This is a genomic window from Enterococcus sp. DIV0755f (assembly GCF_051713725.1).
GTDB classification, from domain to species: domain Bacteria; phylum Bacillota; class Bacilli; order Lactobacillales; family Enterococcaceae; genus Enterococcus_D; species Enterococcus_D casseliflavus.
The window spans coordinates 2,178,606-2,201,594 of the sequence record NZ_JBIOQL010000001.1 but is presented as its reverse complement, the minus strand read 5'-3'; the positions used below and the strand labels follow the sequence as shown (position 1 = coordinate 2,201,594).

The 22,989-nt window shown below is 43.1% G+C and carries 17 protein-coding genes; 16 read left to right on the top strand and 1 reads right to left on the bottom strand.

The window, feature by feature from the left end; all coding sequences use genetic code 11:
* Positions 1-96 precede the first annotated feature (96 nt).
* The 15 genes from IGI73_RS09940 (at position 97) to IGI73_RS09870 (ending at position 19,978) form a co-directional block, all read left to right on the top strand.
* Entirely contained in the window at positions 97-3,672 is a 3,576-nt protein-coding gene (locus IGI73_RS09940) for a SpaA isopeptide-forming pilin-related protein (RefSeq protein WP_428207116.1), read from the top strand.
* A 64-nt stretch (positions 3,673-3,736) separates the two neighbouring features.
* Positions 3,737-5,605 (top strand): SpaH/EbpB family LPXTG-anchored major pilin, encoded by a 1,869-nt coding sequence (locus IGI73_RS09935; RefSeq protein WP_428207117.1) that lies wholly within the window; start codon positions 3,737-3,739, stop codon positions 5,603-5,605.
* Between the two features lie 22 nt (positions 5,606-5,627).
* Positions 5,628-6,524, top strand: coding sequence for a class C sortase (locus IGI73_RS09930; RefSeq protein ID WP_413157461.1), 897 nt, complete (start codon positions 5,628-5,630; stop codon positions 6,522-6,524).
* Positions 6,525-6,944: 420 nt separating this feature from the next.
* Positions 6,945-7,811 (top strand): ribosome biogenesis GTPase YlqF, encoded by an 867-nt coding sequence (gene ylqF / locus IGI73_RS09925; protein WP_005229614.1) that lies wholly within the window; start codon positions 6,945-6,947, stop codon positions 7,809-7,811.
* Entirely contained in the window at positions 7,795-8,559 is a 765-nt protein-coding gene (locus IGI73_RS09920) for a ribonuclease HII (protein WP_438759201.1), read from the top strand. Before ylqF ends, IGI73_RS09920 begins: the two co-directional genes overlap by 17 nt.
* 68 nt (positions 8,560-8,627) lie before the next feature.
* Positions 8,628-9,506: a DNA-processing protein DprA gene (dprA, locus tag IGI73_RS09915; RefSeq protein WP_005229619.1), complete on the top strand. Its 879-nt coding sequence runs from the start codon at positions 8,628-8,630 to the stop codon at positions 9,504-9,506.
* 142 nt (positions 9,507-9,648) lie between these two features.
* Positions 9,649-11,727 (top strand): type I DNA topoisomerase, encoded by a 2,079-nt coding sequence (gene topA, locus IGI73_RS09910; RefSeq protein WP_325844941.1) that lies wholly within the window; start codon positions 9,649-9,651, stop codon positions 11,725-11,727.
* A gap of 151 nt (positions 11,728-11,878) precedes the next feature.
* Complete coding sequence (trmFO, locus tag IGI73_RS09905; RefSeq protein WP_005229622.1) at positions 11,879-13,180, top strand: FADH(2)-oxidizing methylenetetrahydrofolate--tRNA-(uracil(54)-C(5))-methyltransferase TrmFO; 1,302 nt, start codon at positions 11,879-11,881, stop codon at positions 13,178-13,180.
* A 119-nt stretch (positions 13,181-13,299) separates the two neighbouring features.
* Positions 13,300-13,725, top strand: coding sequence for a hypothetical protein (locus tag IGI73_RS09900; protein ID WP_010749390.1), 426 nt, complete (start codon positions 13,300-13,302; stop codon positions 13,723-13,725).
* A gap of 13 nt (positions 13,726-13,738) precedes the next feature.
* Positions 13,739-15,175 (top strand): flotillin family protein, encoded by a 1,437-nt coding sequence (locus tag IGI73_RS09895; RefSeq protein WP_428207118.1) that lies wholly within the window; start codon positions 13,739-13,741, stop codon positions 15,173-15,175.
* Between the two features lie 195 nt (positions 15,176-15,370).
* On the top strand, positions 15,371-16,309 hold the full coding sequence (xerC, locus tag IGI73_RS09890; protein ID WP_325844946.1) for a tyrosine recombinase XerC: 939 nt from the start codon (positions 15,371-15,373) through the stop codon (positions 16,307-16,309).
* 22 nt (positions 16,310-16,331) lie between these two features.
* On the top strand, positions 16,332-16,874 hold the full coding sequence (gene hslV / locus IGI73_RS09885; protein WP_005229630.1) for an ATP-dependent protease subunit HslV: 543 nt from the start codon (positions 16,332-16,334) through the stop codon (positions 16,872-16,874).
* Positions 16,875-16,888: 14 nt separating this feature from the next.
* Positions 16,889-18,286, top strand: coding sequence for an ATP-dependent protease ATPase subunit HslU (gene hslU, locus IGI73_RS09880; RefSeq protein ID WP_010749393.1), 1,398 nt, complete (start codon positions 16,889-16,891; stop codon positions 18,284-18,286).
* 13 nt (positions 18,287-18,299) lie between these two features.
* Positions 18,300-19,091 carry a GTP-sensing pleiotropic transcriptional regulator CodY gene (gene codY, locus IGI73_RS09875; protein WP_005229632.1) on the top strand — a complete coding sequence of 264 codons (792 nt, stop codon included), beginning with the start codon at positions 18,300-18,302 and terminating at the stop codon, positions 19,089-19,091.
* An 11-nt stretch (positions 19,092-19,102) separates the two neighbouring features.
* The gene (locus IGI73_RS09870) at positions 19,103-19,978 is read left to right on the top strand and encodes an aldose 1-epimerase family protein (RefSeq protein WP_010749395.1); all 876 of its coding nucleotides are present in this window, start codon (positions 19,103-19,105) and stop codon (positions 19,976-19,978) included.
* Positions 19,979-20,030: 52 nt separating this feature from the next.
* On the opposite strand, the gene plsY is transcribed toward IGI73_RS09870, so the two are convergent.
* A complete protein-coding gene (gene plsY / locus IGI73_RS09865; protein ID WP_015510003.1) occupies positions 20,031-20,669 on the bottom strand; it encodes a glycerol-3-phosphate 1-O-acyltransferase PlsY in 639 nt (212 codons plus the stop codon).
* Between the two features lie 284 nt (positions 20,670-20,953).
* On the opposite strand from plsY, the gene parE reads away from it, so the two are divergent.
* Positions 20,954-22,981 (top strand): DNA topoisomerase IV subunit B, encoded by a 2,028-nt coding sequence (gene parE, locus IGI73_RS09860; RefSeq protein ID WP_074535153.1) that lies wholly within the window; start codon positions 20,954-20,956, stop codon positions 22,979-22,981.
* Positions 22,982-22,989 lie beyond the last annotated feature (8 nt).

The window sequence follows — 22,989 nt, the reverse complement described above, 5'->3', positions numbered from 1 at the left end:
GTTCTATTTTTCAGAAAATAAAAAAAAGAGGTGTCTTTTGCTTCTTTCTTGTATGATCAGCTTGTAATTTTTGATTCTTTGAAAGGAGGTCTTTTTATGTTTTTGACAAAGAGACACCACTGGTTCTCTTTCATTTTCTGTATGTTAGGGGGAATATTATTTTTCATTTATTCGAGTTTGCAAATAAATGGGACTGCAAGTGCACAAGAAGAACATACGATCACTATTGCTGAAACGAAGCAGATCAAACTGACTGGTCACCAAGAGGAGCATCAATTTTCTTTATGCTATCAGCTACCACAAAAAAACAAACAGCAGCGTCTCTGGGTACAACTATACGCGATCGATGAAACGAAGGAACAGTTGTTACTAAAAACAAGCAATGAAGAGATGACTCAAGTCAAGGATGATTCCGCACAGTCTTGGCTTACAACCCAAGATTTCTTGCAAACACCAACGGAACAAGAACTAATCTTTCAGCTGCCTGAAGAAACGAAAAAGCTAAAATTGATGATTCAGATTGAAGAATATGACAAGGAAGGTGAAGAATCGTACAACCTACTGTCTTCGAATGAATCAGTTTTTGAAATCCCACTTGCCACAAATTCTGCTTCTTCAGAAACGTCAGAAGTCAATTCTGGCACTGGATCCTCTTCAGAAGCCGTGAGTGAGTCGACCTCGGAGCAAGCGTCGACTGAAAGTTCAAAAGAAGTTTCGAACGAAGAAACGAAGGAAGAGACAAACGAGACAGGAACGGCGACAAGTGCTTCTGAAGAGGAAACGCTCATTGAACCATTTAAACAAGAACGTCTTTATCAAAAAACGACCGTTTCGCAAACTTTTGCTTCGATTGAACCAGATTATACGACAGACCAAAGCGGGACGTATCCTGCGGCGAACTGGAAAACTGATGAAAACAGTAACGTCTTAAATCATCAGGGGAACAAGGATGCAGGCGAAACGTGGGACGGCATAACTACATGGAATGGCGATCCAGCAAATTTGACCCATTCATATATTGAATATGGTGGTGTAGGAGACGAAGCAGATTTCGCGCTACGAAAATTTGCCAAAGAGACGAATACCCCGGGACTATTTGATGTCTACCTAAATGTACGAGGGAATGTTCAACGTCAAATTGATCCCATCGATGTCGTGTTGGTAGTGGATTGGTCAGGCAGTATGAATGAGATGGGACGGATCGCAGAAGTGAAAAAAGGCGTGGATCGCTTTTTGAATCAAATTGAAGGAAGCGGCATTCAGGATAGTGTCTACATGGGCTATGTCGGTTATTCCAGTGATGGCAGCAATTACCAAAACAAAACCTGCCAATTAGGAAAATTTTCTGAAGTCAAAGAGACGATCCGATCGATGACGCCAGAAACAGCAGCTGGGGGAACCTTTACACAAAGGGGGCTACGTCAAGCAGGGGATATGCTATCGACGCAAAATGGACATAAGAAAGTCATCGTTTTGCTAACGGATGGCGTTCCTACTTACAGTTATCATGTGTCTAAAGTGCATACCCAGGCAGACGGCAGTTATTATGGAACCGCCTTTTCTCTTACTCAAGACCAGCCGATGAATACATCGTTTCTCTACAATGGCTATTTTGCGTTTGATCAACAGAACAATTATAAATGGATCAACAATACCTTTATCGCCACGATTGGTGAAGCGATGGCGTTAAAAGAACGCGGCATCGAGATTCATGGGTTGGGGATTCAACTGCAAGGAGATCAAACCGCTGGGTATACAAAGGCTGATGTCGAGAAAAAAATGAGACAGATGGTTTCTGCTGATGAAGATGGCCATCTTTATTATGAGTCAGCCAATGAAGCAGCGGATATTGCCGACTATCTCGAGAAAAAAGCCCTTCACATTTCGGCAACAGTCACCGATGGCGAGATTACTGACCCCATTTCGCAGCCATTTGTCTACGAAGAAAATAGCTTGTCTGCCAAGAGTGTCGGGTCGACTGCTCTAACGGTGCAGCCTGACATTTCGATGTCTGACAATACAATCCATGCTTCTGGTCTTTATTTAGGCGAAGGACAAGAACTGCAAATTCATTATCAAGTGCGGATTCAAACAGAAGCAGCGGATTTTAAACCAGATACTTGGTATCAAATGAATGGCGAAACGGTATTTTATCCGAATCATCAGTCCGATCAAAAGGCATTGTTTGGTGTGCCATCCGCCAAAGCACCTGGGAAGGAGGTGACGATCAAAAAGCACTGGGAAGAATACGATGGCGATACCTCCAGTCGTCCTGAAACGATCTATTTTGAAATAAGCAGGAGTCCTGTCAGCAATGAGAAAAGCTGGCAAACAGGGTATCTCAAACTTACTGAGACCGATGCCCAAGACCAGACAACTTGGGAACGAAGCAAGGTTTACGCGCTTTCTGAAAAGGATGGGCCGGAGTACGAAGAAACCCGTTTACTGCCGCTGTATAACAATCAAGGAGAAACTTTTGATTATCAAGTCACAAATGAGCGAGCAGTGGCAGGTTATGAAGCGACAAAAGTGGACGCTTATACATGGAAAAACACAAAGGCGTTTGTGCCCTTGGCATTAAACCTGATCAAAAAATCCGCTGTAGGAGAGGTGAAGCTGACAGGTGCCGTTTTTGAATTAACGGGGGCAGGAGAGACAGTGATCCTTGTGGACCAAGGGGATGGAACGTATGAGCTGCCAGCAGATACTGTGTTGCAAAAAGATCAGACCTATCGTTTGGAGGAAGTCACTGCACCGGCGGGACATCATTTGTCTAAGCAGACAGAGTGGCTAATCCATATCGATGCGCAAGGGAATACGACGATCGATGGGCAACCCGTCACAGTGGACGATCATACGATTACGCTGGAGATCACCAATCCGTTTACAGAAATTCCAGTTGCTATTCGAAAATATACGGTACAAAAAGAGCAGCAAGTACTGCTAGCTGGGGCTGTCTTTTCTCTGCAACAAAAAACAGCAGCGGGGGATTATCAAGAAATTGCCTCAGAAACATCGAATGATGTGGGGATGGCTGAATTTACGATCCTTGAGCCGGGCGCTTATCGCATCTCAGAAACAGCCGGTCCGCTTGGATACGATACGATTGCTGGTGATTATGAGTTTGTCGTTGGTTCAGACGGAAAGATCCAGTATCAAGGGGAAAACGTCGCTGCAGATGCCGACTGTTGGACTCTTACCCATGGCAATCGGTTAAAACCTTTTGATTTGGTTGTCAATAAACAGGATGAACTGGGACAAGCGCTTGAGGGAGCCAAATTCCGCTTAAGCGGAAACGGTCAGACGATAGAATTACCAGAATTCCAAGAATCGCTAGCGGTATTTCATTTCCATGATCTAACACCAGGCAGCTATACCTTAGAAGAAATTGTTACGCCTACAGGCTATGCTGGTTTAACAGCACCTGTGAAAATCAGGATCGAAGAGGATGGCAGTGTCTTGATTGACGAAAAATTGCAGCCGAATCTTCTTGTTTCTGGAGAAAAGAACAATCAAATAGAATTGATCGTCACCAATCAAGTAAAAGTGTCTCTTCCTGAAACAGGAGGGAATTGGCATGGGTGGCTGGCGATTCTTTCAGCAGGTCTACTAGTCCTTTTAACAGGTAGCTATCTGTACGTTACGCGCAAAGATAAGCCTTCATCAAAGTAATTTGACCATTCGTGAAATAAACGAAAATATCAAACATATCAAACATAGAAGAGAGGAAAGAACAATGAAAAAGATTTTTAATCATACGAAAATGGTTTGTCTCCTATTTTTACTTCTGCCATTTGTCTTTTTTGGAACGAAAAATCAGCAAGTATCCGCAGAGAGCAATTTGGCACAGGTCCATCTGCATAAAAAGAAAATGGTCATTCTGCCAGGTTCATTGATTCAAAATAGTGGGACTGAGATGGCAGAGTTTGATCAATACCAAGGCTTAGCCGATGTCACTTTTTCTGTCTATGATGTGACCACAGCATTTTATGAAAAACGATCTGCAGGGGCATCCGTTGAAGAAGCGAAGCGTCAAGTCCAAACCTTGACGCCTGGTTCCCCTGTAGCTAGCGGGAAAACAGATGCAGCCGGTGATTTGGTTTTTGAATTGCCGAAAAAACAAGCCGATCGGGATGCAGTTTACACCATTGTAGAAGACCCTAAAGACGGTGTTACCACTGCTGAGAACATGGTGATCGCCTTTCCTGTTTACGAAATGATCCAACAAGCAGACGGGTCGTATGCTTACGGGGAAGAAGAATTAGACACGATTCATCTTTATCCCAAAAATACTGTCACAAATGAAGGAACGCTCCTTGTGAATAAACGAGGAACGGGGGAAAACGAACCACTGAATGATGCGGAATTTGTCATCTCAAAGCAAGAAGGAAACCAACAGACCAAGAAATATATTTTAAGTGCAGCCGATGGACTTTATACGTGGACGACTGACAAACAAGCAGCGTACCGCTTTTTAACAGGTAAACAATATGCTGCTGGAGAAACGACCATCGATGTTGAAGAAAACCAAAAAGGACAGTTAAAAGTTGAGCAGTTAGAAGCAGGCACCTATCAATTAGAGGAAACGAAAGCCCCAAGTCAAGCCGCCTTGATCGAGCAAGAAACCATCAAGGATTTTTCGATCGCAGCAGGCAATGACGTCACGGTTGAGTTAACAGTCAAGAATGACACGACAAATGTTACCAAAACAACACCACAATTAGACGGCAAAGACGTGGGAATCGGCGAAAGAATTCAATATCACCTAACGGTCAATATCCCATTAGGTATCCAAGACAAAGTAGGAGCAGAAAACAAATACAAACATTTCCAATTGATCGATGCGCACGATCCAGCGTTGACTTTTGAAAACACAGCAGAGGGAGAAACTGGCTATGCGTTGTATGATGGAGAAAAGAAAATCGATTCAACGAACTATCAAGTAGCGGAAAAAGAGCATGGCTTTACGGTAACCATCAATCCAGAATTTGTGCCGCAATTAACGCCAGGAAATCAATTGCGCTTTGTGTATTATATGTATTTAAATGAACAGGCTATGCCTATCAATGGCTTTAAGAATGAAGCAAATGTAGAAACAGATTTCATGACGGATCAAACGCCGCCAAGCGTGGAAGTTTTGACAGGGGGCAAACGCTTCTTAAAAGTCGATGGGGCTGTGACCGCTACCGAAGCGCTGGCAGATGCAGTTTTTGTTGTACGAGATCAAGACCGTGATGATGCCAACTACTTGAAAATCGAAGAGGGAACCAAACGGGTATCTTGGGTGCAAACAGCGGATGAAGCGACGAAATTTACCACAGGTACAGATGGATTGGTTGATATCATCGGGTTGAAATTTGGCACGTACTATTTGGAAGAAGTAAAAGCACCGAAAAATTACGTGCTGCTAACAAATCGCATCGCTTTTGAAGTCCATGAAACGTCTTATGGAACGAAAGAGCAATTGGGAGAGCCCGAAAAAGTTCCTAACCGCCGCAAAGGAACCTTACCAGCAACTGGTGGTGTCGGCACGTATTTAATGGGCGTAATCGGACTGGTGATCGTTGGTTTAGCAGGGGGTTATTTTGTAAAACGAAAAGGATAAGTAAATGAGATGAAAAAGCACGATGAGTATCAGACGAAGAAATAGCGTAAAAGCACCAACTAGAAAAGTAACTTTGTTGGATTTTCTGATGGGTGTTCTGCTGCTGCTAGGGGTTTTGATCATCAGTTATCCTTTTGTAAGTAATCAGCTCAACACGTTTTTGGATCAACAGTTGATCAGTTACTACCAAAGCCAAGCCAAAAAAATGAGTGAAATAGAAAAACAACAAAAAAGGAACCAGTTGGAACGAGCAAATCAAGAGCTAGCACAGCAGCCCAGCAATCCTGGAATCAAAGAAACGCAAGATTTATCAGAAACAAGGGACTCAGAATCAGTTGATACACCTGATTACTATGAACGACATACGATCGGCGTCTTAAAGATCCCCGTGATTGGTGTCGCTCTCCCGATTTTTGATCAAACCACCGATACGTTGTTAAAAAGAGGCGCAACATTATTGGAGGGCGCTTCGTATCCAATAGGTGGTGAAGATACCCATGCGGTTCTTTGTGGGCACCGTGGGTTAACGAGTGCAACGCTCTTTACTGATCTGCCTAAGTTGCAGATCGGTGATGAGTTTTATATCGAAACGTTTGATGATACATTGGCGTATCAAGTAGATCAGATAAAAACGGTCGACCCTGATGATACTCAGGCATTAAAAATTGTGAGAGGCAGCGATTACGTCACGCTGTTGACCTGTACCCCCTATATGGTCAATAGCCATCGTTTATTGGTACGGGGCAAAAGAATTCCTTATGTTGAAGAAAAAGAAACAGCCGCCGCCAAAAAAGCACAGCAACAAAAAGTAGGATTGATGCTAGGCGTGATCACTGTTCTTATCCTCCTCTTGTTGATTAGTAATAGGATTCAGCGGAAAAAACGTCTTCATTCGAATACTTCCATTGATGAAAAGTAAGGATCGTTTGTTTTTCTCACTAAGTAGAAGAAAATGACTTTTTAACCTTAGTCAGAATGAAACATGTCGTGTGAAATATGGTACAATAACTAAGATAAAAGATAGCAAAAAAGCAGTCAGACTATTGTGAGTGTGTTAGGAAAAACCAAAATAAAGCGGTAAGGATGCTTCATTCAACCACTTCCCCAAAATTAAAAGTCAAGGAGCGTTGAAACAAACGCGCTCGAAGCTTTTCCTATGCATCAGGTTGGAAAAAGAACTTTGATCCGCAAACAGTTCAGCTAGTTTGCTGCACTGATGGGATTCTCTGACTCAAAAAAAGCAAGTAGCCTTCGTTCTTGTCACCTATAGACTACACGAATATAAAAACGACTGTCTTTTTTATCAATTCGAAGAAGTACCAAGGAGGAAAACGTTCAAATGACCATTCAATGGTTTCCAGGCCATATGGCGAAAGCCAGACGTGAAGTAAGTGAAAAATTAAAGTTCGTGGATATCGTTTTTGAACTCGTGGACGCACGCTTGCCGATTTCATCCCGCAATCCCATGTTAGATCAATTATTACAACAAAAACCACGATTGATCTTGATCAATAAAGCGGATCTCGCAGATCCCGTTCAAACCAAAAAATGGGAGCATTATTTCCAAGCACAAGGCTATCTAGCACTGGCAATCAACGCCCAAGACAATCAAGGGGTTAAAGCCATTGTTCCTACAGCAAAACAAGTCTTGAAGGAAAAAATTGCTCGCGACAAAGCGAGAGGCTTGAAGCCTCGTGCGATTCGAGCAATGGTGATCGGCATCCCGAATGTCGGAAAATCGACCTTGATGAACCGCTTAGTAGGGAAGAAAATCGCTCAGACGGGCAATAAACCCGGCGTGACGAAAGGGCAGCAATGGCTGCGTTTTGGGACTGATCTAGAGCTTCTAGATACGCCTGGGATCTTATGGCCAAAATTTGAAGATCCTGAGATCGGCAAGAAGTTGGCATTGACCGGAGCGATCAAAGACCAGCTGATCCATTTGGATGATATTGCATTGTATGGTCTTGATTTTTTTGCCCGCTATTATCCTGAAAGAATCGCGAATCGTTACCAACTAAAAGCGGAAGAAGAGGCGTTGTTAGCGCCCGATCTGTTGATGAAAATCACGGAAAAACGTGGCTATAAAGACAATTACGATCGAGGAAGCGAACTCGTTGTCTTCGACATTCGGCAAGGGAAATTGGGCCGATATACACTAGATCGAGTGGAGGAAATGGAAAGCCAAGATGAAACAACCGATTAAGACAATCAAAGAGCGATTATTTGATCCAGCTTTCAATGACCAAGCGTATTTGCAGGCGCTGCAAGCAGATGAACGAGCGGGGGTCCAAAAGCTGCTGCAACAATACGAGAAACAGCGAGTGAAACACCAGCTATTGCAGGAAAAATACGAAGAAATGATGCGTTTTGAAAACGAAGCATTTCAGCAAGGCGCCCGTTTTATTGCTGGTTTAGATGAAGTGGGGCGCGGACCATTAGCAGGACCCGTTGTGTCAGCTGCGGTCATCTTGCCTAAGGAATGTCAGATCTTAGGTCTAAATGATTCCAAACAGCTTTCTGCCAAGAAAAGAGAAGAGCTGTTTATCGAAATTCAAAACAAAGCCGTTGCTGTCGGTATCGGTGTGGTCAGTCCAGAAGAGATCGATCGGATCAATATCTATCAAGCCAGTCGTCTAGCAATGAAAGAAGCCTTGATCGACTTAGCAGTCAAGCCCGAGTATTTACTGATCGATGCGATGACGATCGATACGGAAATCCATCAACAAAGCTTGATCAAAGGAGATGCCCGTTCCATTTCCATTGCCGCAGCAAGTATCATCGCCAAGGTATATCGAGACAACTTAATGAAAGATTTTCATGAAGTCTATCCTTTTTATGGGTTTGATCAAAATGCTGGGTATGGAACCAAAGTCCATTTAGAAGGGCTAGCTGCCCACGGAATCTGTCCTATTCATCGAAAAACATTTGCGCCAGTAAAACAATATCTATAAATTTCATCCATCCCTCTTTTTTTAGCGAATCTTATAAGTAAGATTACTAAGAAAAGAGGGCTTTGTTTATGAAGTATCAACAAGCAACAGATTTTGAAAAACAGTTGATAAAACTGTACTACTGTCAGGGAATTGGTCTGCAAGGTTGTTGGAAGATCATTTGGCATTGGTTGGAAACAAAAGAGATGAATTGTTCGCTGGAAGAGATGATTGCCATCGGGGTCCTTCCACAGCACCGTGCGGTTTTTCGGCGATCATGGGAGCGATTGACGGACGAACACATCGCACAAAAGATGGGCGCACAAAACTACCTCACTTTCTTCTCGGCGGAGTATCCGATGCTTTTACGACAAATTGCGGACCCGCCATTGATGCTTTTTTATGAAGGGAATCTGCAATTGCTACAAACGACCATGATTGGCTTTGTTGGTGCAAGAACGGCGTCCTTATACGCACGAAAAGTTTGCGAAAAGCTGATTCCACCTCTAGTGACGGAAAATTATACCATCGTTAGCGGATTGGCCAATGGTGTCGACAGCTTTGCCCATGAATCAGCCATCAGAAATCGTGGACAAACCATTGCTGTGATTGCTTCTGGGATGGACCATTGTTATCCGTCATCTTCCTACCGTTTGTTCCAGCAGATCCGTCAAGAACATCTGGTGCTAAGCGAATATCCCCACGATACCAAACCGCAAAGATACCACTTTCCTCTGCGCAATCGCATTATTGCTGGGATCTCAAAAGGGGTCTGCGTAATTGAAGCCAAGGAAAGAAGCGGTTCTTTGATTACGGCACAGTTAGCGATGGAAAACGGACGAGAAGTTTTTGCAGTGCCTGGTGAAATGATTTCGGATCAGTCAAAAGGTTGTCACCGCTTGATTCAAGATGGTGCAAAATGTACGATTAGCGTGTCGGATATTTTACAAGAGTTAGCCTTTTTTTGATTTTTCCAATCAACCTTCCTTGACAAACCTTTTCTTGAAAGCTATGATAAGCTACGATTTGTATGTTTCATCTGCATACGATAGGTTCACTGATTGATAGAATATAATAGTAGGAAAAATTCAGGAAGGAGCCATTCTTTATATGGCATATAAATATTTAGTAATCGTGGAATCGCCAGCAAAGGCGAAAACCATTGAAAAATACCTTGGACGAAATTACAAAGTCGTCGCAAGTGTCGGTCATATTCGTGATCTCCCTAAAAGTAAGATGGGGATCGATGTCGAAAATGATTATGAGCCTCATTACATTTCGATCCGTGGAAAAGGTGACGTGATCAAAAGTCTCCGTTCTGCTGCGAAAAAAGCTGAAAAAGTCTACCTCGCAAGTGACCCGGATAGAGAAGGAGAAGCCATTGCTTGGCATTTAGCTTTTCTACTTGGACTAGATTTAAAAGATAAAAATCGTGTCGTCTTTAATGAAATCACTAAAGATGCGGTCAAAGCAGCCTTCAAAGAGCCAAGAACGATCGATGTGGATCTCGTTGATGCTCAACAAGCACGGCGGATCTTAGACCGATTAGTCGGGTATTCATTGAGTCCGATCCTTTGGCGCAAAGTCAAAAAAGGGTTAAGTGCTGGACGTGTTCAATCGGTGGCGCTTAAGATCATTATTGATCGTGAAAAAGAGATCCGTGATTTTGTTCCTGAAGAATATTGGAGCATTGATGGAAACTTTAAAAAAGCCACGAAGAAATTCAAAGCCAATTTTTGGGGCTTAGATGGCAAAAAGAAAAAATTACCGAATGCTGAAAGTATTAAAGAAGTCACCGATCGCCTTTCTGGTAAAGACTTTCAAGTGACAAAGGTTGAAAAGAAAGAACGCAAACGGAATCCATCTGCACCATTTACCACCAGTAGTTTGCAACAAGAAGCAGCCCGCAAACTGAATTTTCGAACACGGAAAACCATGATGGTCGCACAGCAGCTCTATGAAGGGATCGCCCTTGGCAAACAAGGGACTGTCGGTTTGATTACCTATATGCGTACCGACTCGACGCGAATCGCTGACACAGCCAAAGGGGAAGCAGCCGAATTTATCGAAAACACCTATGGTTCAGAGTTCTCCGCTCACGGTGGCAAAAAACGCGCCAATGCACAAGGGGCGCAGGATGCCCATGAAGCAGTAAGACCGACCAGTGTTTTGCGTACGCCAGAAGCCATAGAGAAATTCTTAGACAAAGACCAATTAAAATTGTATCGCTTGATCTGGTCTCGCTTTGTGGCTAGTCAAATGACGCCTGCCATTTTGGATACGATGAAAGTTACTTTGGATCAAAATGGTGTCATCTTTATTGCCAATGGTTCAAAGATCAAATTCAAAGGATTTATGCAGGTCTATGTGGAAGGACGCGATGATGGCAAAGAAGACAAAGAGAACATCTTGCCAGAGTTAGTCGAAGGAGATGTCGTTCAATCCGTATCGATCGAACCGAAACAGCATTTCACCCAACCACCTGCTCGTTACAGCGAAGCAACGTTGATCAAAACCCTTGAGGAAAACGGTGTGGGTCGTCCTTCAACCTATGCACCGACGTTAGAAACCATTCAGCGGCGTTATTATGTGAAATTGACGCAAAAACGTTTTGAGCCAACTGAACTTGGTGAGATCGTCAATTCGTTGATCGAGGAATTCTTCCCGCAAATTGTTGATATGCATTTTACTGCTGAAATGGAAAATAGCTTGGATAGCATTGAAGCTGGGAAAGAAGAATGGGTCAAAGTTGTCGATCAGTTTTATCGCCCATTTGAAAAAGAATTGACGACTGCAGAAGAAAGTATCGAAAAAATTCAAATCAAAGATGAACCTGCAGGCTTTGATTGCGATCTTTGTGGTCATCCGATGGTGATCAAATTAGGCCGCTACGGAAAGTTTTATGCTTGCAGTAATTTCCCAGATTGCCGCAACACAAAACCAATCGTGAAAGAAATCGGCGTTGAGTGCCCTGTCTGTCATCAAGGGCAAGTCGTTGAACGCAAATCGAAGAAAAACCGGTTGTTTTATGGTTGTACCCGCTACCCTGAATGTGACTTTACTTCTTGGGACAAACCAGTGGGTCGTAATTGTCCGAAGTGTGATAATTATTTAGTCGAAAAGAAAGTCAAAGGCGGGAAACAAGTCGTTTGTATCAAAGGCGACTATGAAGAAAATGTGCAAAAATAACTAGCAGGATATCCTGTTAAAAAAGAATCGGCGTATTCTCTTGAACGGTCAGCCTCATCGTTGGCTGACAAAAGAAAGCGCCGGTCCTTTTGATTAATACAAGCTGTTTCTTATGAAAAGAGACGAGCTTTTGAAATAAAAGGAGAGCACTATGAAAGAAATCAATGTTATTGGTGCCGGTTTAGCCGGAAGCGAGGCTGCGTGGCAAGCAGCGCAAGCAGGTGTCGCAGTAAATCTTTATGAAATGCGTCCTAAGAAGTCGACAGAAGCTCATCACACAAATAATTTTGCCGAGCTTGTTTGTACCAATTCACTACGAGGCAACAATTTAACGAATGCGGTCGGTGTCTTGAAAGAAGAAATGCGTCGCTTGGATTCAGTGATTATCACTTCTGCAGACAAAACAGCGGTTCCAGCAGGTGGTGCCTTAGCTGTGGATCGCGATGATTTTTCAGAGTTGGTCACCAAACGTGTCAAGGAGCATCCTTTAGTTACAGTCATCGAAGAGGAGATCACTGAAATTCCAGAAGGCATCACTGTGATCGCAACAGGTCCATTGACTTCTGAACCGCTCTCAAAAGCGATCCAAGCCTTTAACGGATCTGAAGGATTTTATTTCTATGATGCCGCAGCACCAATCGTTGACAAATCAACCATCAATATGGATAAAGTTTATTTGAAATCTCGTTACGATAAAGGTGAAGCAGCCTATCTGAACTGTCCGATGAATGAAGAGGAGTTTTATGCGTTTCGTGAGGCCTTGGTCAATGCAGAGGTGGCTCCTTTGAAAGAATTCGAAAAAGAAAAATTCTTTGAAGGGTGTATGCCGATCGAAGTCATGGCTGGTCGTGGTCCGAAAACCATGTTGTTTGGTCCGATGAAACCAGTTGGGTTAGAAGATCCGAAAACTGGCAAGCGTCCTTACGCAGTGATTCAGCTGCGTCAAGACAATGCGGCGGCTTCTCTTTACAACATCGTTGGCTTTCAAACACATTTGAAATGGGGCGAACAAAAACGGGTATTCCGGATGATCCCTGGCTTGGAAGAGGCTGAATTTGTGCGCTATGGCGTGATGCATCGGAATAGTTTTATGAATTCACCTGAGCTTTTGCAACAAACTTATCAATCGAAAAAACGTGAGGACCTCTTTTTTGCTGGACAAATGACAGGGGTCGAAGGATATGTGGAAAGTGCAGCCAGCGGGTTGATGGCTGGCATCAACGCTGCCAAACTTGCAAAAGGCGAAGCACCGATCATTATGCCACAAGAAACGACGATTGGTAGTATGGCGTATTATATCACCCATGCTGAAGGCAAACACTTCCAACCAATGAATGCAAACTTTGGGTTGTTGCCAGAACTTCCAGAGCGAATCAGAGACAAGAAATCCCGTTATGAAGCATTGGCAAATCGAGCGTTAGCTGCTTTAGAAAAAGCCAAGGAACAATTATAAGCACGATGATTGAAAACTTTCTTACTGATAATTGGTGAGAAAGTTTTTTTTTAATTTGTCTTGAAACTTTAATCAAGGTGACTTATGATAGACAGTAACAATGACAGAAGGTGGTGAAGATGGTGATCGGAGAATGGATTCATTTGATTCAAAACTATTTACAGCGTTTTCCTACAGTGATCCAATTTTTAGGTTGGCTGATCCTCTTGGTCGGGGTCATTTTCGTTGTTTTTGTTGCATTTAGTTTGCTGTTGGGGCCCTTTATGTGGCTCTACAATCGCATCACAGACAAAAACCGCAGCAATGTCATTAGCCGCAATGAGTTTGTGATCGGCGAACTGACGGAAAAGATTGTCGGAGATACAATCGGCGAAGTCATGGAAATAGGGAGTCAAGGTGCACGTTCTGTTTATCCTGCTCGTTTTTTTCGAGAAGAAGATCGTGAAAACAATGTTCGATTGCCAGTCGGCACCAAAGTCATCATTGTCGATTTTGATAAAAAAGGGATCGCGTTGGTGGTTGAAAGTAAAAATTTTATAGAATAGGAAGTGTTAGGTTATGGTGGGTACAGGATCAGCAGTTGATTTTTTAAGTAATCCGATTTTATGGGGCGTTGTCCTCGTAGTTTTATTGATCGCATTTTTGATGATACGCTACCGAATCGGAAAACCCGATGAAGCGTTGATCGTCACGGGGTCGTTTTTAGGAAAAGAAGGCATCAAGATTTTAAAAAACAGTGGGACGTTTGTGATTCCTATTGTTCAAAAGGCACATAAATTAAGTTTACTGACCCACAAGTTAGAGATTGGGACACCAGAAGTTTATACAGAACAAGGCGTACCGATCAAAGCCAGTGCCACGGTATTAGTGAAAGTCGGCAACAGTACCGAGTCGATCAAGACAGCCGCTGAACAATACTTAGGCAAATCCACTGGTGAACTGGAAGATGAAGCGCAAGAAGTCTTAGAAGGTCACTTACGGGCAATTCTAGGAACGATGACGGTGGAAGCCATCTACAAAAACCGCGATGATTTTGCGGAACAAGTACAAGAAGTTGCCTCTACGGATTTGAAAAAAATGGGGCTGGAGATCGTTTCATTTACGATCAAAGACGTTAGCGACAGCAATGGGTACCTCGATGCTTTAGGGCGTCCCCAGATTGCTGAAGTGAAGAAGAATGCTGAAGTAGCAGAATCCAATGCCTTAAGAGAAACGCGGATCAAGCAAGCCGAGAATGAACAGTTGGCACAGCATGAAGAGATCCGTCGCCAAACAGAAATCGCAGAAGCGACAAAAGATATGGCATTGAAACAAGCGCAGTACAAACAAGAACGTGAAGTTGCGGATGCGAAAGCAGAGCAAATCGCGGTCGGTGAGCAAATGAAAGTACAATTGATCGAGCAAGAAAAAAATATTGAGATTCAAGAGAAACAAGCGGAATTGACAGAAAAAGAATTGAATGCAACTGTCCGTAAAAAAGCCGAAGCAGATAAATATGTCGTTGAACAAAACGCATTAGCAGACAAAGCACGTGAAATCGCCCGAGCACAAGCCGAAGCGGAAAAAGTCAAATTGGCTGCACAAGCGGAAGCGGAACGAATTGAAAAATTAGGTAGTGCCGATGCGGAACGAATCGCAAAAGTCGGTCAAGCCGAAGCGGAAAGCCGAGAAAAAATGGCGATCGCTTTGACCAAGCTGAACGAAGCTGGTATTTTGATGGAATTTATCAAAGTGCTACCTGAAATTGCGAAAGAAGTCAATGCACCCCTTAGCAATATCGATAAAGTGGTCAGCTTTGGCGGCAACGATGGGCTTCAATCAATGGGAGAAGTTGGCTTAGCTCGAACCTTTGATACGATCAAAGAAACCACCGGATTAGACTTAGTGGCGTTGATCAATGATACCATGTCCACAAAACAAGGAAACAAAGAGCTAGTTCAGGCTGTTTCACAAAGCAATGGTTCTCCTCAGCCAACAACGGAGCGGATCGAATAAAAGGAAATAAATGGAAACGTACCAGTCCCTCTCTATTTTGAGAAAGGGACGGGTACGTTTTTATGGCTCTTTTGAGTGATCTTTCTGAAGAATGATAAGAATCTTACGAAGATTCTTAGAAAGTTTTCACAATTATGTCTAAACTTTGAAATATTGATTAAATTCTGACAATTCATTTGTTTTTTTTTGTGGTCTATGCTAAAGTTATTTCGAATCATGAAAAGGGGGGTTACTTTGCAAACGGATCAATTACAAGAAGAGTTTTTTCGTTATCTTATTGTTGAAAGAGGGTATTCGGAAAAGACAAAAAAAGCGTATCAAGAAGATATGAACGATTTTTTTCACTTCTTGAAAGAGTCTGGCAATGAAGACCCGTTAGCGGTGGAGTATCGTGATGTTCGTGTCTATTTGAGCTACTTGACGGAACGAGGGTATAGCCGTAATTCCATCAGTCGGAAAATGGCTAGCTTGCGTTCATTCTACCAATTTCTAACCAAGCATGAGATCGTCAAAGAGAATCCCTTCGCCTACATTCATTTAAAAAAGAAAAACGCTAAATTGCCGCGTTTTTTTTATGAAAAGGAAATGGATGCTCTTTTTCGAAGTGTCGCTGGTGATGAGCCATTACAACAGCGCAATCAAGCATTGTTAGAAGTCCTTTATGGTTCAGGTCTGCGGGTCAGCGAGTGTAGCAGTCTGACGCTGGGCGCGATCGATTGGGAAAGCGGCGTTTTGCTGATCCACGGAAAAGGCAACAAAGATCGCTATGTTCCTTTCGGCAGTTACGCACAAGCGGCAGTCAAGCGCTATCTTTCCTCAGGACGCAAGCAACTGATGGAAAAGCAGAACAAGGAACACGAGGTTCTCTTCGTGAATCATCTAGGTGATGGGATCACTGCAACAGGGATCGAGTATGTGTTGAATCAAATCATCCGAAAAAGCAGTTTAGATAGTAAAATCCATCCTCATATGCTGCGGCATACGTTTGCGACCCATCTATTAAACAACGGCGCCGATATGCGGACCGTTCAAGAATTGTTGGGGCATGCCAATCTATCTACGACACAGATCTATGCGCATGTCACCAAAGACAGTTTACAAAAAAATTATCGCCAATTTCATCCACGTGCGTAAAATTGGTACAGGAGGAACGTAAATGAAGTCAGAATTTCATTCAACCACCATCTGTGCGGTTGAAAAAGATGGCAAGTTTGCCATGGCTGGTGACGGTCAAGTAACGATGGGAGAACAGGTCGTTATGAAAGGAACCGCTCGGAAAGTCCGTCGAATTTACAACGGTGAAGTGATCGTTGGCTTTGCCGGTAGTGTGGCAGATGCCTTTACCTTGGAAGAAAAATTTGAAGGAAAACTCAATGAATACAACGGAAACTTGCAACGAGCTGCAGTAGAATTGGCACAAGAATGGCGGACGCAGCAATCGATGCAAAAATTAGAGGCGATGCTGATCGTCATGAATGACAAGGAGATGCTCTTAGTCTCAGGGACAGGTGAGGTCATTTCGCCAGATGAAGGGATTTTAGCTATCGGTTCAGGTGGAAACTATGCCTTGGCGGCAGCCCGTGCGATGAAACGTTATGGCGGTGAACTATCTGCCAAAGAAATCGCTGAAGGTGCCTTGAATATCGCAGCAGACATTTGTGTCTTTACGAATCACAATATCATTGTAGAAGAGTTTTAAAGAGGGATGACGATATGACAAACCAAAACAAATCACCACGAGAGATCGTGAAAGAATTAGATGAATACATCGTTGGACAAACCAATGCCAAAAAATCAGTGGCGGTCGCATTAAGAAATCGTTACCGCCGACTGCAATTAGATGAAAAAATGCAGCAAGATGTCACACCAAAAAATATTTTGATGATTGGACCAACGGGTGTTGGGAAAACGGAAATTGCGCGACGGTTAGCGAAAATCGTTGATGCGCCTTTTGTTAAGCTAGAAGCAACGAAATTCACAGAAGTCGGTTATGTCGGTCGAGACGTAGAATCGATGGTTCGTGACCTTGTAGAAAACGCGATCCAAATCGTGAAAAAAGAACAATATAAAAACGTACGCATCCAAGCGGAGAAAAAAGCCAATCGTCGTTTAGTAAAAGTCTTAGTTCCTGGTATTAAAAAGGAACAGAAAAAGAACACCAATCCTTATGAACAAATGATGAATATGTTCAACGCCGCACAACAACCAGAAGAACCAAAAGAAGAATTGACAGATGAGATTCGCAGCAATCGCCAAGCGATTTTCGAACAATTAGAAAAAGGCCTTTTGGATAACCGAGAAGTGACGATCCAAGTCGATGAACCGAAAAATCAAGCGCCAATGATGAACAATGGCTTAGAACAAATGGGCATTGATTTGAATGAAACATTAGGTGCATTGAAACCGCAAAAGAAAATTGAACGCACAGTAACCGTGAAAGAAGCGCGGGAATTGTTAATTCAAGAAGAATCCTCCAAACTGGTCAACGACGCGGATATTCATAGCGAAGCATTACGTTTGGCGGAATCTAGCGGCATCATTTTTCTTGATGAAATCGACAAAGTATCTTCGAAATCGCAGCAATCAGGAGAAGTTTCTCGTGAAGGGGTGCAAAGAGATATCTTGCCGATCGTTGAAGGCTCACAAGTCAATACGAAATATGGAACGTTGCAAACCGACCATATTCTCTTTATCGCTTCAGGCGCATTCCATCTATCGAAACCAAGCGATTTGATCCCTGAGTTGCAAGGGCGTTTCCCGATCCGCGTGGAGCTGGATGACTTGACGAAGGAAGACTTTGTTAAAATTTTAACGGAACCAAACAATGCCTTAGTCAAACAATACGTTGCCTTGTTAGGAACCGAGAATGTCAAAGTGGTCTTTACGATGGAAGCCATCGAAAAAATTGCCGAAATCGCGTATCAAGTGAATCGCGATACCGACAATATCGGAGCCCGTCGTTTGCATACGATCCTAGAGAAACTACTTGAAGATCTATTGTTTGAAGCATCTGAGATGCAAATGGGTGAAATCACGATCACAGAAGCGTATGTGGAAGAAAAACTTGCGTCAATCGCAAAAGATGAAGACTTAAGCCGGTATATTTTATAAAGGGAGCGGACCAATGAAAACATTATTAGAAAAGACAAGACAAATCAACGAATTATTGCAGCAAAAAAACACCTTTAATTTAGCTTCTGATTTGCCTTACGACAAAATGGCTGTCATTTTAGGAAACATCCTAGACAGCAATGCGTATATTATTAGCGTCGACGGCAGCGTGTTAGGTTTTGTTGAGAACCATGATGTCAATAATGAGCGCATCAAAAAAATGTTTGTCGAAAAACAGTTTCCTAAAAATTATACAGATTTAGTCGATCACCTGACTTCCACAGAAGCCAATGTGCCGATCAGTGACGATATGACGGCTTTTCCTGTGGAAGGCCGAGAGCTGTATCCCAACGGACTAACAACCATCGTACCAATCTACGGTGCAGGAGAACGCTTAGGGACGATCATTCTTTCCAGAATCGATACATCCTTTGATGATGATGATTTGGTATTAGCGGAATATAGTGCGACGGTTGTTGGTATGCAATTCTTGTACCAAAAATCCCGTAGTATCGAAGAAGATGTTCGCAGTACCACAGCTGTTCAAATGGCGATCAACACGCTTTCTTATAGTGAGCTAAAAGCTGTTCAAGCAATTTTTGAGGCATTAGAAGGAGACGAAGGTCGTTTGACCGCATCAAGTATCGCTGACCGTATCGGCATCACCCGTTCGGTGATCGTGAACGCTTTGCGTAAATTAGAGTCTGCCGGTATTATTGAATCCCGCTCTTTGGGGATGAAAGGCACCTATTTAAAAGTGCTTAACAGCCGCTTTAAAGAGGAATTGACGAAACATCAATATTAGGAGATGAGACCATGACAGTTACCATCACGGCCGGTCATCTGCAAGCAAAAATTGCAGAAAAAGGGGCTGAGCTGCAAAGCTTAGTCGATACGAGCAATGACCTTGAATATATTTGGCAAGCTGATCCAAACCACTGGGGAAAGCATGCACCGATCTTATTTCCGATCGTGGGTGCGTTAAAAGAGGACACCTATCAACATGAGGGCAAGAGTTATCATTTGCCTCGTCATGGATTTGCCAGAGACATGTTATTTACTGTCGTAGAACAACGCACAGATTACGCTTTGTTTTTACTAGAAAGTTCGACTGAAACCAAAGCAAAGTATCCGTTTGATTTTCAGCTGTATGTCAGTTATGAATTAGGCGGTGATGGCTTAGTCGTCAAATACCAAGTGAAGAATAGCGGTCAAAAAGAACTATTCTTCTCCATTGGTGGACACCCTGCATTCAACGTCCCACTTGAAAAAGGGCTGACTTTTGAAGACTATTATCTTTCTTTTTCTCCAAAGAAATCACGGGTGAAATTGCCGTTAAAAGGCAACTATATTGATTATGAGCAACGCACACTCGGTCAAACGAATACGGATCTACGCTTGACCCATGACATGTTTGCAAATGATGCGCTAGTTTATGAAACGAAAGGATTACATTCCTACTCGATTCGCAGTGAAAAATCGCCTCATAGTGTCACGTTAAGCTACAATAATATGCCGTATGTCGGTTTTTGGTCCACATATCCAGTGAAATCGCCATTTCTATGTATTGAACCATGGTGCGGCATCGCAGATACGCTAGAAGCCTCCGGTGAGCTGTCAGAAAAGCTGGGGATTCAAGCACTTCCACCTGAAGAATTATTTGAAACAAAGTACTCCATCACAGTTAAATAAACGTATGAAAAAAGAAGCTGGGAAAAGCGCAATGACTTTTCTCAGCTTCTGCTTATTTGTTCGTTTGACCCTTATTCAGTCCAAAGGGTACCCGACTTTCGGTCCCATCTTTGATGCGGGTAATGTTTTCACGATGGCGAATAAAGATAAAAATCGTTACGCCAATCGCTATGAAGGTCAGCAGCCAATTTTGCTCAGGCAAGATCGCAGGTGCGATAAAAGGCAAGACGATCGTCGATAAGGTGATCAAACACGCCGCGATCATACTGGTCAGGCTCACCATACTTGTCACATAAAGACAGATAACGAAAATCAATGAAGAATAAATGAAAAAGAGCGGATTGTATCCTAAGAGCATCCCAGCACTTGTCGCCACTGCTTTGCCGCCTTTAAATTTGGCAAAGATCGGGAAGGTATGACCTAAGATCGCACAGACCCCAAACCAGAGCGGATTGACAGTATGGAGACCAAAGATGACTGGCAAGCTGGTCGCCAAAGTTCCTTTTAAGATATCCATCAATAAAACAACGATGCCGGCTTTTTTTCCTAAGACGCGAAATGTATTGGTCGTTCCCGTATTGCCGCTGCCGAATTGGCGAATATCTTTTTTGAAAAACAGTTGGCCAATCCAAACACCAGAGGGGATCGAACCTAAAAGGTAAGCAACAATAAATAAAAGAATCGTATTCATAATAACCAACTTTCTTTGCAAGGCTAGGGCAATTTTAGCATGAAAACGCCTTTCCAACAATAAGAAAATCTTTCGCTGGTCAGACAAAGAAGAAAAACAGCTTTTCTCAGAGCTGTGAAACACAAACAAGCCATTTTGCGACTCTAGCTTGTGCAAACAAAGGAAAAAGGATAAGATAGTTTAGAAAAATGTTCGCTTGAAAAAAGCGTATTTTGTGTTAAGATTTTTTTTGCAGTCCTTTCATCATTAGAAAAGGACTGATCAAGATTAAAGGAGCGGTGGGTTTGGCAAAGAAAACCACAGAATATAATGATGCTTCCATTCAGGTCTTAGAGGGTCTGGAAGCAGTAAGAAAACGGCCAGGAATGTATATCGGCTCGACCGATAGCCGCGGCTTGCACCACTTAGTGTATGAAATCGTCGATAATGCGGTTGATGAGGCACTCTCAGGATACGGCAATGAAATCGATGTTACAATCCATAAAGACAATAGTATCAGTGTTCGAGACAATGGTCGGGGAATGCCGGTCGGGACACATGCATCTGGAATCCCAACTGTTGAAGTGATCTTCACCGTGTTACATGCTGGCGGAAAGTTTGGCCAAGGCGGCTACAAAACTTCTGGCGGCCTTCATGGGGTTGGTGCCAGTGTTGTAAATGCCTTATCCAGCTGGCTAGAAGTGGTCATCGTTCGAGACGGTATCGAATACAAACAGAGCTTCAAAGACGGCGGGAAACCAGCAGGTACTTTGAAAAAAATCGGCAAAACCCGTAAACCAACGGGAACAACCGTTACGTTCAAACCAGACGATACAATCTTTTCTGCAACCAAATTCTCCTATGAGATTCTCGCTGAACGTTTGAGAGAATCAGCGTTCTTGTTGAAAGGGGTCAAAATCTCCCTGACGGACGAACGTGGGGAAGAACCGATTCATGAAGTCTTTTTATATGAGGAAGGCATCAAAGAGTTTGTTGATTATTTAAATGAAGAAAAAGATACCTTGACCCAAGTGGTTTATTTTTCTGGCACGAAAGAAGCCATCGAAGTAGAGCTTGCCTTCCAATACAATGATGGGTATTCAGAAAACGTCTTGTCCTTTGTCAACAATGTACGTACCAAAGATGGCGGTACCCATGAAGTTGGGATGAAGACGTCAATGACCAAAGCCTTCAATGAGTATGCCCGCAAGGTCAATTTGTTGAAGGAAAAAGATAAGAACCTTGAAGGCAGTGATTTCCGTGAAGGGTTAGCGGCAGTTCTGTCGATCCGCGTGCCAGAAAATCTTTTGCAATTTGAAGGACAGACCAAAGGGAAATTAGGGACACCCTTAGCAAGAAATGCGGTAGACAATGTGATTGGTGAGCAGCTAGGCTATTATCTACAAGAAAACAGTGAAATGAGTCAAATGCTGGTTCGTAAAGCGATCAAGGCAAGAGAGGCCCGTGAAGCTGCCAGAAAGGCGAGAGAAGAAAGCCGTACTGGAAAGAAACGCAAAAAAGGCGAGTCACTGCTTTCTGGTAAATTAACACCTGCGCAATCTCGTAATCCTAAGAAAAATGAATTGTATTTGGTGGAGGGGGATTCTGCGGGTGGTTCAGCAAAGCAAGGACGAGACCGCAAGTTCCAAGCCATCTTGCCATTGCGAGGCAAAGTCATCAATACTGAAAAAGCCAAGATGCAGGATATTTTGAAAAATGAAGAAATCAATACGATGATCTATACTATCGGTGCCGGTGTTGGCCCAGAGTTTTCAATTGAAGACTGCAACTATGATAAAGTGATCATCATGACCGATGCGGATACCGATGGGGCGCACATCCAAGTGCTGCTTTTAACCTTTTTCTACCGGTATATGAAACCTTTGATCGAAGCGGGGAAAGTATACATTGCTTTGCCGCCTCTGTACAAAGTGTCAAAAGGGTTAGGGAAAAAAGCAGTAGTCGAATACGCTTGGACCGATGATGAACTAAGCAAACTGACCCAAAAAATCGGCAAAGGCTATCTCCTACAGCGCTACAAAGGGTTAGGAGAAATGAATGCCGACCAATTGTGGGAAACGACCATGGACCCAGAAACGCGGACACTGATTCGGGTACGGATCGATGATGCTGCCCAAGCAGAACGTCGCGTCACCACTTTGATGGGGGACAAGGTAGAACCTCGTCGGAAGTGGATCGAAAGTCATGTTCAATTTAGTTTAGAAGAAGATGGCAGTATTTTGGATAAAAAAGAAGATACGGTACCTGAATTAGTTGATGAAAAATTAATGGATACCGAACAAGCAGACAGCAAACAGTTAGTTAAGGAATAGGAGGTGGT